The organism is Methylobacterium currus, from assembly GCF_003058325.1.
In the GTDB taxonomy this organism is placed as follows: Bacteria; Pseudomonadota; Alphaproteobacteria; order Rhizobiales; family Beijerinckiaceae; genus Methylobacterium; species Methylobacterium currus.
This window is the reverse complement of record NZ_CP028843.1, coordinates 6,217,127-6,230,069: the sequence shown is the minus strand read 5'-3', so window position 1 is coordinate 6,230,069 and position 12,943 is coordinate 6,217,127. Positions and strand designations below refer to the sequence as shown.

Here is a 12,943-nt window from a genome sequence, read left to right as displayed (position 1 = left end):
CAAGCGGCGCCGGCTGCCCGCGTTCCGGGACGCAGCCATGCCCGCGACGCACCAGAACCAAGCCAGTTGCACCTCGTTGCCCCGGTATGGAACTCACGCTCCAGCCCGTTCGCGTCAGGACCGGGGGCGAGGCCGAGCAGGGACTGCTCGTCTTCGTCGACGGCGCCCTCGCGGCCGTGCTGGTCCGCCTCTCCGACGAGTATGGCGAGGCGGCCGGCCTGTGGTTCCTCGAAGCGGGGTTCGGCAGCCTGGCCTCGCCGCAACCCGAGACCTTCGCCGATCTCGACGCTGCGGAAACCTGGATCGCGCAGCGGCTCGCGGGCGCTAAGCAGATGTCACCAAAGCGGTAGTCGCTTCTGCGGCAAAAACCCGCGACAAACGCAAGACTTCAAGCGGACGAAGCATTGGCCTGCCAACGCAAGTCTGCTTCGTTGTTGGACCGCGGATCGTCGGTGGGGCGACGAGGGACGGCTCCGACCTCGTACTGACGCGGCAGGATCTCGCCGACACGACCGTCCTGTCGAACGTCTGCGTCAACCGGGTGCTGCGCCTGGTGGCGGTCGGCGGCAAGCGGGCCGCCATCCCCGATCTCTCCGGCCTGCTGCCAATCGCGGCGTTCCAGGAATGACCTGCGGCCCAGCGCCGGCCGATCAGCCGAGGTCCAGCTCCACCGTCACCGGCACGTGATCGGAGGGCTTTTCGAGGCCGCGCAGGTGCTTCTGCACCGAGGCCGAGACCAGGCGGTCGAGGGCTTGCGGCGAGAGCAGCAGGTGGTCGATCCGGATGCCCTGGTTGCGCGGCCAGCAGCCGGCCTGGTAGTCCCAGAAGCTGTAGAGTCCGGGCCTGCCGTCGCAGGCGCGCAGGCCGTCGGTGAAGCCCTCGTTGATCAGGCTGCGGAACGCCGCCCGGGTCTGGGGCAGGAACAGCGCGTCGTTGACCCAGGCCGCCGGGTCGGCCACGTCCTCGGGCTCGGGGATCACGTTGTAGTCGCCCGCGAGCACCAGCACCTCCTCGCGCGCCCGCAGGGACACGGCGTGGGCCTGGAGCCGGCGCATGAAGGCGAGCTTGTAGTCGTATTTCGGCGTGCCAACGGGGTTGCCGTTCGGCAGGTAGATCGAGGCCACCCGCACCGGCACCGTCGCGGTCGGGATCACCGCCTCGATGTAGCGCGCCTGTTCGTCGGCGGCGTCGCCCGGCAGGCCGCGGCGGATCTCCTGCAGCGGCAGCGGCCGGCGGGCGAGGAGCGCGACGCCGTTGAAGGCCTTCTGGCCGTGGGTCGCCACCACGTAGCCGGCCTCCTCGACCTCGGTACGAGGAAAGGCGTCGTCGACGCATTTCAGCTCCTGGAGGCAGACCACGTCGGGCTGCGCCTCGGCCAGGAAGGCCAGGAGATGGGCTAAGCGCTGCTTGACCGAGTTGACGTTCCAGGTGGTGATCCGCATCGCGTCCCGCGCCGCTCGCAACCGCACTCGTACCGAAGATCCCGTCATCGGGGTTTCGCGCCGCGCTGGCAAGCCGCGGGGAACGGCGAGGTGGGGACCGGGCGGAATGGCATCGGAATGGTGGGAGCCCGTGCGCGACTATTGCGAGCGCACCGGGCCGGAGCTTCTCGCCGAGCCGCTGAACGCGGTCTCGAACGGTGCCTTCGTGGTCGCGGCGTTCCTGCTCCTGCGGCGCGGCCGGTCGCCGGATCCGGTCGCCGACGGTTTCGCGTGGCTGATCGGGGTGATCGGGCTCGGCAGCGCGCTGTTCCACACGCTGGCGGTGCAGTGGGCGATGCTCGCCGACGTGATCCCGATCGCGCTGTTCATCCACGCCTACTTCTTCCTCGCCCTGCGGCGTTTCCTCGGGCTCTCCGCTCCGGCGGCGTTCGCCGGCACCCTCGCCTTCGCGGCGGCGGCGGCGGTCTTCGAGCCCGTCCTGTTGCGCCTCGCCGAGCAGCCGCTCGGGCTCCTCAGCAACGGCTCGGTCGCCTACGCGCCCGCGGCTCTGGCGCTGTTCGGCGTCGGGCTGGCCTCGCTCCGGTTCGGCAAGCGGGACGGCGGCGCCCTGATCGGGATCGGGGTGCTGTTCCTGGCCTCGCTGACGGCGCGCACGCTCGATGCCGCCCTCTGCCCGGTCCTGCCGCTCGGCACCCACTGGCTCTGGCACCTGCTGAACGCGTGCGTGCTCTTCGGCCTGGTGCGGGCGGCCCGCCGCGCGGGGCCTGCCTGACGCAGCAGGACCTGCCTGACCTCGTGCCGTCCCGCCTTCCTTGCACGGGTCCGGAAACCGTTGCAGAAGGGCGCCGCTGCGGGGCCGCGACATTCGGGCCCGGCGCCTGACTGCCCGGATTGATCGCCATGACTCAAGCCCTCCGCCTCGGCATCGCCGGTCTCGGCACCGTCGGAGCCTCCGTCGTCCGCATGGTCGCGCGCCGTGCCGAGGCGATCAGCGCCACCGCCGGGCGGCCGGTCCTGGTCACCGCCGTCGCGGCCCGCGACCGCGCGCGCGACCGCGGCCTCGACCTCCAGGGCGTGACCTGGTTCGACGATCCCGTCGCGCTCGCCCGCTCGGCGGATGTCGATTGCGTGGTCGAGCTGATCGGCGGCGCGGAAGGGCCGGCCCGCCAGACCGTCGAGGCGGCGCTCGCGTCGGGCAAGCACGTCGTCACCGCCAACAAGGCGCTGCTCGCCCGTCACGGCCCGGCGCTCGCCCGCGCCGCGGAAGCCGCCGGCGCCGCGCTCGCCTTCGAGGCCTCGGCGGCCGGGGGCATCCCGGTGGTGAAGACCCTGCGCGAGGCGCTCGCCGGCAACCGGATCTCCCGCGTCTACGGGATCCTCAACGGCACCTGCAACTACATCCTGAGCCGGATGGAGCTGGAAGGCCTGACCTTCGAGGCCTGCCTCAAGGACGCGCAGGCGCTCGGCTACGCCGAGGCCGACCCGACCTTCGACGTCGAGGGCTTCGACACCGCCCACAAGCTCGCGATCCTGACCAGCCTCGCCTTCGGCACCGAGCTCGACGCCGAGGGCGTCTCGGTCGAGGGCATCTCGGCGATCACACCCCTCGACCTGCGCATGGCCGACGAGCTCGGCTACCGGATCAAGCTGCTCGGCGTCGCCGAGGCGACCGAGGGCGGCATCGAGCAGCGGGTCCACCCGACCATGGTGCCGAAATCCTCCGCCATCGCCCAGGTGATGGGCGTGACGAACGCCGTCACCATCGACACCGATGCCCTGCGCGAGCTGACCCTGATCGGCCCCGGCGCGGGCGGCGAGGCCACCGCCTCGGCGGTCGTCGCCGACATCGCCGACGTGGCGGCGGGCCGCACGCCGCCGGCCTTCGGCCGTCCGGTGGCGGCGCTGACCGCCCCGGTGCGGGCCGAGATGCAGCAGCACCAGGGCGGCTACTACATCCGGCTGACCGTGCACGACCGCCCCGGCGTCGCCGCCGGCGTCGCGACCCGGATGGCCGAGCGCGAGATCTCCCTCGAGAGCATCCTCCAGCACCGCTCCGAGAGCGCCGCGGCCCGTGACCGCCACGGCCGCTCGGGCCTGCCGGTGCCGCTGGTGCTCATCACCTACGCGGCGACCGAGGCGGCGATCCGCGAGAGCCTCGACGCGATGGCGGCGGACGGCCTCCTCTCCGAGCCGCCCCAGCTCATCCGCATCGAGCGCGAGTGAGTCCAGCCGAGCGCCGCAGCAAGTTGCCGGCCCTGGTGGCGACGGATTGAACGGAAAACGTTCCCCCGCCATCCACCGCTGAGCCGGTGGCGATTGACAAAATTCAGTTCAGCCGCGCCGGTTTCTCCTTTAAGACCCGGCCCGAAGGATCAGCACGAGGATCACGAACGCATGTCGGACGCCAAGAAGCCGGGGCCGAGCCAGGTCATCGAGCGCATCCTGACCCTCGAACTGGTGCGCGTCACCGAGCGGGCCGCGGTGGCGGCGGCGCGCCTGCGCGGCCAGGGCAACGAGAAGGCCGCCGACCAGGCCGCCGTCGACGCGATGCGCCGCGAGCTGAACCGCCTGCCGATCGACGGCACCGTGGTGATCGGCGAGGGCGAGCGCGACGAGGCCCCGATGCTGTTCATCGGCGAGACCCTCGGCAACGGCTCCGGCCCGAAGGTCGACATCGCGGTCGATCCGCTCGAGGGGACGACCCTCTGCGCCAAGGACATGCCGGGCTCCGTCGCCGTGATGGCGATGGCCGAGGGCGGCACCCTGCTGGCCGCCCCCGACGTCTACATGCACAAGATCGCCATCGGCCCGGGCTACCCGGCCGGCACCGTGCATCTCGACGCCTCGCCTGAGGAGAACATCCACGCCCTCGCCAAGGCCAAGGGCGTGCCCCCGGCCGAGATCACCGCCCTCGTGCTCGACCGGCCGCGCCACACCGACCTGATCGCGGCGATCCGCCGGACCGGCGCGGGCGTGCGCCTAATCTCCGACGGCGACGTGGCCGGCGTGATCTTCACCACCATGCCGGACGAGACCGGCATCGACATCTATCTCGGCATCGGCGCCGCTCCCGAGGGCGTGCTGGCGGCGGGCGCTTTGCGCTGCATCGGCGGCCAGATGCAGGGCCGCCTGATCCTCGACACCGAGGAGAAGCGCGACCGCGCCGCCAAGATGGGCGTCGCCGACCCGAACCGTCTCTACGCCCTCGACGACCTCGCCCGCGGCGACGTGGTGGTGGCGCTCACCGGCGTGACCGACGGGGCGCTCGTGAAGGGCGTGAAGTTCGGACGCAGCACGATCCGCACCGAGACGGTGGTCTACCGCTCGCATACCGGCACCGTGCGCCGGATCGAGGCCGAGCACCGCGACTTCGACAAGTTCCACCTGAAGTAGGATCTTTCTGAACGGGGCCGCGCCGTCGTCACGGCGCGGCCCTTGATCCGCGGGCCTTTCCCCGCGACCCTTCCGGCGATTCCCTCCGAGAGGACAGCCGCCGGATGTCGACCCCCCTGATTCGCCCGCTGCGCCCCGACGAGCGCGCCGCCTGGGATCCGCTCTGGCAGGGCTACCTCGCCTTCTACGGCGCCACCGTCGCGCCCGAGGTCACCGACCTCACCTGGGCCCGCCTGCACGACCCCGCCGAGCCGATGCACGCCCTCGTGGCCGAGCAGGAGGACGGCACGGTCATCGGCCTCGTCCACTACATCTTCCACCGCTCGACCTGGACCGCCGGCCCCTACTGCTATCTCCAGGACCTGTTCACCGCCAAGGCCGCCCGCGGCCAGGGGGCGGGGCGGGCGCTGATCGAGGCGGTTTACGCGGCGGCGCGCGAGGCGGGGGCGAGCCGGGTCTACTGGCTGACCCAGGAGGCCAACGTCACGGCGCGGGCGCTATACGACACGCTGGCGGACCGGCCGGGCTTCATTCAGTACCGGAAGGTGTTCTGACGCAGCGCTTCGGTTCGCGCAGGGCTGATTCTCACTGTCCGACCGGTGGCGCGGGGCTTCCGAGCACGCCCGGTCGCGTGTTCGCGAAGGGATGGGACGGGCCTGAAGGCAGGCTGACACGATGCCGACGATCCGCCAGACACCACACTTCCGGGCCTGGATCGCCGGCCTCGGCGACTATCGGGCGCGCCTGCGCATCCAGACCCGCATTCGACGCCTCTCGATCGGCAACCCGGGCGACGTGAGCCGGTCGGCCAGGGCGTGAGCGAGCTGCGGGTCGATTATGGCTCAGGCTACAGAATCTGCTTCGTCCAGCGTGGATCGGAGATCGTGGTCTTGCTCTGCGGCGGCGACAAGCGCACGCAGGACGAGGACATCCTTCACACCAGGCAGCTTGCCAATCAGGACTGGTGATAGAGGATTGGGACCATGCCACTCGAAACCATTCCCTGGGATGTCGTGGACAGCCTCGATACGCCCGAGCGCATCGCCCTCTGTCTCGAGGCGGTGCTCGACGACGGCGATCCTGCCCTCGTCGCGGCCGCGATCGGCGATATCGCCCGCGCGCAGGGGATGAACGAGGTCGCCCGGAAGGCGGGCCTGTCTCGGGAGACCCTGCACGAAACCCTCTCAGACGAGGGGAACGCGTAGCTCGTGATCCTGATCTCCGTGCTCAAGGCCCTCGGGGTGAAGTTGAGTGTCTCACCCGCGGTCGACGCGGCCTAAACGCGCCCGCGGGGCGTGCCTCATCCCGTTCGTCTCTCCCGTCGAAGAATCGATCGAGCTTGGAGGTTCAACGAAAAGGCCCCCGACGCAGCGTCGGAGGCCTCGTTCATCCGCGAAATCCGCGCCGCCCCTACCGGAACAGCGACGCCATCCCGCCCTGCATCCGGCCCAGGCCCTGCTTGGCGACGGTGTTGCCCTGGTCGATGGCGACGGCGCGCTGGTAGCTTTCCAGCGCCTCCTGGCGGCGGTTGGACTTCTCGTAGGCGAGGCCCCGGTAGGCCCAGGAATCCGCGTCCTTGTTGTTGACGTTCAGCGCCGCGTTGTAGTCCTCGATCGCCTTGTCGTACTGGTTGGTGGCGATCAGGCTTTGGCCGCGGGCGGCGTAGGGCGCGGCCACGAAGGGGTTGCGGTCGATGGCGGCGTCGAAGTCGCCGATCGCGGCGCGATGCTGCCCCTGCGCCTGCCGCACCAGGCCGCGGGCGTGGTAGGCCTCCGCCGATTCCGGCGTCAGGCGGATCGCCTGGCTGAGGTCGCTGTAGGCGGCCTCGAAGTTCCCTTGCGCCCGCTGCAGGTTGGCGCGGCCGATATAGGCGGCGGTGTAGTTCGGGTCGGCGTTGATCGCCTTGGAGAAATCCTGCAACGCGGCGTCGTTGCGGCCCGACTGGCGGTAGGCCAGCGCCCGGTTGCCGTAGGCCGAGGCCGAGTTCGGGTCGAGCTGGATCGCCTTGGTGAAGTCGGCGATCGCCGAATCGAAGTTGCCTGCCCGGGCATAGGCCGCACCGCGGGTATTGTAGGCCGCCGCGTCGCTCGGGTTGCGCTGGATCACGTCCGACAGCGAGGCGATGTTGACCTCGGTGGCGCCGGACTTGTCGGCCTCGACCACCGCGAATTGCCGCGTCGCGGTCGCCCGGCTGACGGTGTCGCAGCCGGCGAGCGCCAGCGCGGTCAGCACGGTCGCCCCCAGCACCCGGGCCGCCGGTGTCACGCGGCTCAAGCCGATCACGTTGTTCATCGCCCGCTCCCCCGGGGCGGCGCATCCACGTCGCGCCGCGCACCTTCGCCATTCGCACGCACGCGCCGCTCTCGAAGCCGCGGTCCCGGTGCCGGACGACCATTCCGGATCGGGGTGAACGCCAGCTTAAAGGGCGATGCGTCCCCGACGCTTGTGCGGGCCGATGTGGCGAAGGTGTGGCTTCGCGCCTCCGCTAGGGCAGGGAAAGGCGCCGCGGGGCCTGTGTGTGGCCGGGAGGCCGCACCGCGAGGGCGGATCCGGAACCCGATCCCTCGGATTCCGGCGTCGCTCAAGGACCGGTCGTGACCCGGGTGACGTGGCCCATCTTGCGGCCGGACCGCGCCTCGCCCTTGCCGTAGAGGTGCAGGTGGCTCCCCGGCTCAGCGAGGATCCGGGTCCAGTCGTCGGCCTGATCGCCGATCAGGTTCAGCATCTCGACCGACCGGCCGGTGAGGGCCGGGCTGCCCAAGGGCCAGCCGCAGATCGCCCGGACGTGCTGGGCGAATTGCGAGGTCTCGGCCCCCTCGATGGTCCAATGGCCGGAATTGTGCACCCGCGGGGCGATCTCGTTGACCACCACGCTCGCCCGGCCATCCGCTCCGCGCACCAGGAACATCTCCACCGCCAGCACGCCGACATAGTCGAGGGCGTCCGCGATCCTGCGGGCGATCGCCGTCGCGTCCGCCGCGGTCTCCGGCGCCATGCCGGGGGCCGGCACGATCGTGCGGGCGAGGATGTGGTGGCGGTGCTCGTTGGCGCAGGGGCTGAAGGCCGAGAAGCGCCCCTGCGCGTTGCGGGCGGCCACCACCGACACCTCGGCCTCGAACGGCACGAAGCCTTCGAGGATGCAGGGCTGGTCGCGCAACGAGGCCATCACGGCGGCGGGATCGGCGACGGCGTCGCGGAGCATCACCTGCCCCTTGCCGTCATAGCCGAAACGCCGGGTCTTCAGCACCGCCGGCAGGCCGATCTCCCGCACGGCGTCGGCCAGCCCTGCGGCATCGTCCACCGCCCGGAACGGCGCCACCGGGATGCCGAGGCCGGCGACGAACGACTTCTCGGTCAACCGGTCCTGCGTCGTCGCCAGCGCCGAGGCGCTCGGATGCAGCGGCCGGCGCGCGGCCAGGATCTCGGCCGTCTGGCTCGGAATGTTCTCGAACTCGTACGTCACCACGTCGACGGACTCGGCGAAGGCCATGAGCGCCGCCGCGTCGTCGTAAGGCGCGACCGTGCGCCGGCCCGCCACCTCGAAGGCCGGACTGTCGGGATCGGGGCAGTAGATATGGCATTTCAGCCCGTACTGCGCCGCCGCGACCGCGATCATGCGGCCGAGCTGGCCACCGCCGATGATTCCGATGGTCGCGCCGGGCGCGATAGGGGGCGTGCTCACGGGGCGCTCGTATCCGGGTGCTCGGCCACCGCCGCGCTCTGGCGGGCGCGCCAGGCGTCGAGGCGCACGGCCAGATCGTCGTCGGTCAGGGCCAGGACGGCTGCGGCCAGCAAAGCCGCGTTGACGGCGCCGGCCCGGCCGATCGCCAGCGTGCCGACCGGGATACCGGCCGGCATCTGCACGATCGACAGGAGGCTGTCCTGGCCGGAGAGCGCCTTCGATTCGACCGGCACGCCGAAGACCGGCAGCGGCGTCATCGCGGCCGCCATGCCGGGCAGGTGGGCCGCACCCCCGGCGCCCGCGATCACCACGCGGAACCCCGCGGCCTTCGCGCCCTTGGCGAAGGCGACCAGCCGGTCAGGAGTGCGGTGGGCCGAGACGATGCGGGCCTCGTACGGAATGCCGAGCGCGTCGAGGGTCTCGGCGGCGTGGCGCATCGTGGCCCAGTCCGACTGGCTGCCCATGATCACCGCGACGGGGGGCGCTGCCGCCATCGTCAAGCGCATCCTCTAGAAAGCGCTGCAACGCCGCGAGCGGGCCGCAGCCGGTCCTGTCGCAGTAGCGGCGCATCGGCGTTCATGCAAGCAGGGCGCAAACGGCCCGGCTGCCCGAGCGCGTCAGGCGATGATGTCCGGGGTGAGCTGGTCTTCCAGGAAGGTGATGCGGTCGCGAAGGGCCAGCTTGCGCTTCTTGAGGCGCTGAAGCTGCAGGCGGTCGCCGGCCATGACCCCGGACAGGGCCTCGATCGCGTCGTCGAGGTCGCGATGCTCTTCCCGGAGCCGCGACAACTCGCTCTCGAATTCCGCCGCCGATTCCGCACTCAACTCGAACGCCATCGCCGCCCCAGCCCTGGAGATATGGAGCGGAGCATGAACCAGGGCCCGGCCTGCGGCAAGGGTGCGGTGCGGGAGTCGGCGGGGTTGTGCAGCGTCTCTCTCGGGCACGCCGCCCCAGCGGTGCATGACGCAGGTGCAGCAACAAATACCTTCGACACGCGCCGCGGGCTGTGGCAGGCTGGGTGTGTCACCTACATGACAGGAGGCAATGGCTGATGTCGCTGCACACGCATCTCTCCGAGCTCGAGCGTAAGCACGAAGCCCTGGAGCGTGAGATCCAGGACGCAATCACCCACCTCTCCACCGACGACTTGCGAATTGTAGAGCTTAAACGGCGAAAGCTTCACTTGAAGGATGAGATCAGTCGCCTGCGGACGTCCACCCGCGTGATGCACTAGCCCAGAAAAATCCTCTTGCGCCGCCGCGCCAGCGTTCGGCGCGGCGGCCCCTGATCCCGGCATCGCTTCGATCCGGGCGTGACGAAGAGAGCGGCGGGGCCCCCCGAGGAGAGCCCCCGGCCGGAAGGCCCCGCAGCCCCGTCACGGCGCCCGTCACAAGGCCTTGGCCATCTCCCGCAGCACGAATTTCTGCACCTTGCCGGTCGAGGTCTTCGGCAGCTCGGTGAAGACCACGTGCTTGGGCACCTTGAAGCCGGCGAGCGACTGGCGGCACCAGCCGATCAGCTCCTCGGCCGAGACCATCTCGGAGCCCTTCAGCTCCACGAAGGCGCAAGGGCACTCGCCCCATTTCTCGTCGGGCTTGGCCACCACCGCGGCCGCCGCCACCGCCGGATGCTTGAACAGGGCTTCCTCGACCTCGATCGACGAGATGTTCTCGCCGCCGGAGATGATGATGTCCTTCGAGCGGTCCTTGAGCTGGATGTAGCCGTCCGGGTGCTTCACCCCGAGATCGCCCGAATGGAACCAGCCGCCCCGGAAGGCGTCCTCGGTGGCCTTCGGGTTCTTGAGGTAGCCGCGCATCACCACGTTGCCGCGGAACATCACCTCGCCGAGGGTCTCGCCGTCGGCCGGGACCGGCTGCATCGTCTCGGGGTCGAGCACGTCGAGGGCTTCGAGCGGCGGGTAGCGCACGCCTTGGCGCGCCTTGCGGGCCGCCTGCTCGTCCTTGCTCAAGCCGTCCCAGTCGGCGTGCCACTCGTTCACCACCGCCGGGCCGTAGGTCTCGGTCAGCCCGTAGACGTGGGTGACGTCGAACCCGGCCTCGGCCATGCCGGCGAGCACGGCCTCCGGCGGCGGCGCCGCCGCGGTGAGGAACGAGACCCGGCGCGGCAGCGCCCGCCGCTCGGCCTCCGGCGCGTTGATGAGGAGGGACATCACGATCGGCGCGCCGCAGAGATGCGTGACGCCGTGATCCGCGATGGCGTCGTACATGGCCTTCGCCCGGACCTGCCGCAGGCAGACATGGGTGCCGGCCACCACCGACAGGGTCCAGGGGAAGCACCAGCCGTTGCAGTGGAACATCGGCAGGGTCCACAGATAGACCGGGTGCCGGCCGAGATTGCCCGCCACCACGTTGCCGACGGCGAGCAGCGACGCGCCGCGATGGTGGTAGACCACGCCCTTCGGGTCGCCGGTGGTGCCGGACGTGTAGTTGAGGGTGATCGCGTCCCACTCGTCGCCCGGCATCGCCCAGGCGTAAGCAGGATCGCCCTCGGCGAGGAAGGCCTCGTACTCGACCGCGCCGAGGCGCTCGCCCGGGCCGTCATAGTCGGGGTCGTCGTAGTCGATCACCAGCGGCGTGACGCCGGCCTGGCCTAAGGCCGGTCCCATGATGCGGGCGAATTCCCGGTCGGTGATCACCACCTTGGCCTCGCCGTGGTCGAGGCAGAAGGCGATGACCGCGGCGTCGAGCCTGGTGTTGAGGGTGTTGAGCACCGCGCCGGCCATCGGCACCCCGTAATGGCATTCGATCATCGCCGGGGTGTTGGCCAGCATCACCGCCACCGTGTCGCCCCGCCCGATGCCGCGGGCCCTCAAGGCCGAGGCGAGGCGCCGGCAGCGGGCGTAGAGGTCGCGGTAGCTGCGCGTCAGGCTTCCATGGATCACGGCCGTGTGGTCGGGGAAGACGGTCGCCGCCCGCTCCAGGAAGGTGAGGGGCGTGAGCGGCTGGTGATTGGCCGGGTTCCGGTCGAGGCCGTGGTCGTAGATCATCGAGGGGGCGGGCGAGGGGACGGTCATGGCGGCACTCTCCGGGTGGGGCACGGGGAGCGGTGTCGCACGCCCCTTGCGGCATGATGATCGGACCTTCGGTCGAATCAAGCGCGGCGATCGACGCCCGCCGCTCGACCTTCGGACCCGCGGCACCCGCTTCGGCGGAGGCTTGCGCGGGCGCCCTGCCGCCCGTCACCCCGGCAGGCGATATCCCGGAACATCCCCGATCCGCTCGCCCAGCAGCGCCTGCACGCGGTCGAGCCCGTCTCCCGGCAGCGAGGCGCTGGCGGCGAGATGGTAGACCTCCCAGCCGACCGGCACGAAGCCGAGCCCGAACCGTTCCGCCGCCGCCCGGGCGCCCAAGCCCGCATCGGCCGCACCCGACGCGATCACCGCCGCCACCGCCTGATGGGTGAATTCCTCCAATCCGTAGCCGGCGATCTCCTCGGGACGGATTCCGGTCCCGGCGAGCAGGCGGTCGAACCAGGCCCGGGTGCCCGAGCCCTTCTGCCGGTTGACGAAGCGGGCTTTCTTGGCGCGCAGGTCGTCGGGCGTCTCCAGGCCGAGCGGGTTGCCGGCGGCGACCAGCCATCCCTGCTCGCGCGCGAAGAGCGGACGCACCCGGAAGGCGGGATCGGCGACGAGGTCGGAGAAGGGCGGGCCGGCCGCTTCCGGCGCGATCGCCCCGCAATGGAAGCCCGCCGCGTCGGCCCGCCCGTCCATGAGCTGCACCACCGCGTCCCGGCTGCCCATCACGGCGATCTCGGCCTCGCCCCACTGCGCCAGCCCCTCCATCAGCAGGGGGTCGTGGCTCGCCGCCACCGTGAGGCGCCGCGGATGGTGGAGCAGCGCGGCGAGGCGGGCCTGCATTGCCCGCGCCTCGCGGGCGAGCGGCTGGGCCAGGCCCGCGGCCGCGCTCGCCAGGGCGTCGTGCAGGGCGGCGCCGGTCTCGGTCAGCGTGGTGCCGTAGCCGCGGGTCTTGCGCACGAGCGGCCAGCCGACCGCCGCCTCAAGCGCCCGGACGCGCTCCCAGGCGGCGCGGTAGGACAGGCCGATCTCGGTGGCCGCGCCCTGCACCGAGCCGGTCCGGGCGATGGCGCGCAGCAGCGCGAAGGTGTCGGCGACGGCGATGCGCGCCTGCCCGATCCGCAGCGAGCCGCCGAGCCCGAGCCCGACCGCAGGACCGTCATCGGCCGGTATCGTCATGGCGAGCCCCTTGTCGTGTTCGTCCGCCTGCCGCGTCTGAGCCCCGGGGACGGCCCTCCGCCGAGCATGACGGGGGGCGCGGCCCGGTCCGGCATCTGCGGCAAAGCTCTCTCCGTATTGGAAGCATACGTTTTATTGATGCGTCTGTAACGGCATCGTACCGCCGATAGCCTGGCGCTCGGCACGGAGCGTGCGCCGGCTTCATGCCGGTGC

At 71.1% G+C, this 12,943-nt stretch carries 16 protein-coding genes; 9 read left to right on the top strand and 7 right to left on the bottom strand.

The genetic code is table 11. The features are described 5' to 3' along the window. Positions 1-86: 86 nt before the first annotated feature. Positions 87-350 carry a hypothetical protein gene (locus DA075_RS28660; protein ID WP_099956094.1) on the top strand — a complete coding sequence of 88 codons (264 nt, stop codon included), beginning with the start codon at positions 87-89 and terminating at the stop codon, positions 348-350. A gap of 300 nt (positions 351-650) precedes the next feature. Here DA075_RS28660 and xth read toward each other — a convergent pair whose 3' ends face one another. Continuing rightward, entirely contained in the window at positions 651-1,442 is a 792-nt protein-coding gene (xth, locus tag DA075_RS28655; protein WP_099956093.1) for an exodeoxyribonuclease III, read from the bottom strand. A gap of 106 nt (positions 1,443-1,548) precedes the next feature. Between xth and DA075_RS28650 the strand changes: the two genes are divergently transcribed. The 7 genes from DA075_RS28650 to DA075_RS28625 all read left to right on the top strand — a co-directional run bounded on the left by DA075_RS28650 (position 1,549) and on the right by DA075_RS28625 (position 6,040). Then, positions 1,549-2,214 (top strand): hypothetical protein, encoded by a 666-nt coding sequence (locus DA075_RS28650; protein ID WP_099956092.1) that lies wholly within the window; start codon positions 1,549-1,551, stop codon positions 2,212-2,214. 128 nt (positions 2,215-2,342) lie between these two features. Further along, the gene (locus DA075_RS28645) at positions 2,343-3,665 is read left to right on the top strand and encodes a homoserine dehydrogenase (RefSeq protein WP_099956091.1); all 1,323 of its coding nucleotides are present in this window, start codon (positions 2,343-2,345) and stop codon (positions 3,663-3,665) included. Positions 3,666-3,836: 171 nt separating this feature from the next. After that, on the top strand, positions 3,837-4,835 hold the full coding sequence (gene glpX / locus DA075_RS28640; protein WP_099956090.1) for a class II fructose-bisphosphatase: 999 nt from the start codon (positions 3,837-3,839) through the stop codon (positions 4,833-4,835). 104 nt (positions 4,836-4,939) lie between these two features. Continuing rightward, positions 4,940-5,389 carry a GNAT family N-acetyltransferase gene (locus tag DA075_RS28635; protein ID WP_099956089.1) on the top strand — a complete coding sequence of 150 codons (450 nt, stop codon included), beginning with the start codon at positions 4,940-4,942 and terminating at the stop codon, positions 5,387-5,389. 121 nt (positions 5,390-5,510) lie between these two features. Next, positions 5,511-5,654 (top strand): hypothetical protein, encoded by a 144-nt coding sequence (locus DA075_RS38660; protein ID WP_420813088.1) that lies wholly within the window; start codon positions 5,511-5,513, stop codon positions 5,652-5,654. Then, positions 5,651-5,803 carry a type II toxin-antitoxin system RelE/ParE family toxin gene (locus DA075_RS38655; protein ID WP_420813087.1) on the top strand — a complete coding sequence of 51 codons (153 nt, stop codon included), beginning with the start codon at positions 5,651-5,653 and terminating at the stop codon, positions 5,801-5,803. Before DA075_RS38660 ends, DA075_RS38655 begins: the two co-directional genes overlap by 4 nt. 15 nt (positions 5,804-5,818) lie before the next feature. Beyond that, positions 5,819-6,040, top strand: coding sequence for an addiction module antidote protein (locus DA075_RS28625; protein ID WP_099956088.1), 222 nt, complete (start codon positions 5,819-5,821; stop codon positions 6,038-6,040). 205 nt (positions 6,041-6,245) lie between these two features. Here the strand turns inward: DA075_RS28625 and DA075_RS28620 are convergent, their stop codons facing one another. The 4 genes from DA075_RS28620 to DA075_RS28605 form a co-directional block, all read right to left on the bottom strand. Then, the gene (locus DA075_RS28620) at positions 6,246-7,127 is read right to left on the bottom strand and encodes a tetratricopeptide repeat protein (RefSeq protein WP_099956087.1); all 882 of its coding nucleotides are present in this window, start codon (positions 7,125-7,127) and stop codon (positions 6,246-6,248) included. 289 nt (positions 7,128-7,416) lie between these two features. Continuing rightward, entirely contained in the window at positions 7,417-8,517 is a 1,101-nt protein-coding gene (locus tag DA075_RS28615; RefSeq protein WP_099956086.1) for a 5-(carboxyamino)imidazole ribonucleotide synthase, read from the bottom strand. Beyond that, positions 8,514-9,011 carry a 5-(carboxyamino)imidazole ribonucleotide mutase gene (gene purE, locus DA075_RS28610; protein ID WP_099956085.1) on the bottom strand — a complete coding sequence of 166 codons (498 nt, stop codon included), beginning with the start codon at positions 9,009-9,011 and terminating at the stop codon, positions 8,514-8,516. The genes DA075_RS28615 and purE overlap by 4 nt, the downstream gene beginning before the upstream one ends. A 123-nt stretch (positions 9,012-9,134) precedes the next feature. Then, entirely contained in the window at positions 9,135-9,353 is a 219-nt protein-coding gene (locus DA075_RS28605; RefSeq protein ID WP_099956084.1) for a YdcH family protein, read from the bottom strand. Positions 9,354-9,568: 215 nt separating this feature from the next. On the opposite strand from DA075_RS28605, the gene DA075_RS28600 reads away from it, so the two are divergent. Beyond that, positions 9,569-9,751, top strand: a complete 183-nt coding sequence (locus DA075_RS28600) for a YdcH family protein (protein ID WP_099956083.1) — start codon at positions 9,569-9,571, stop codon at positions 9,749-9,751. Positions 9,752-9,904: 153 nt separating this feature from the next. On the opposite strand, the gene DA075_RS28595 is transcribed toward DA075_RS28600, so the two are convergent. Together DA075_RS28595 and DA075_RS28590 are read right to left on the bottom strand one after the other, a co-directional pair. Further along, the gene (locus DA075_RS28595; protein ID WP_099956082.1) at positions 9,905-11,551 is read right to left on the bottom strand and encodes an acyl-CoA synthetase; all 1,647 of its coding nucleotides are present in this window, start codon (positions 11,549-11,551) and stop codon (positions 9,905-9,907) included. 165 nt (positions 11,552-11,716) lie between these two features. Next, entirely contained in the window at positions 11,717-12,730 is a 1,014-nt protein-coding gene (locus tag DA075_RS28590; protein WP_099956081.1) for a substrate-binding domain-containing protein, read from the bottom strand. Between the last annotated feature and the right edge of the window lie 213 nt (positions 12,731-12,943).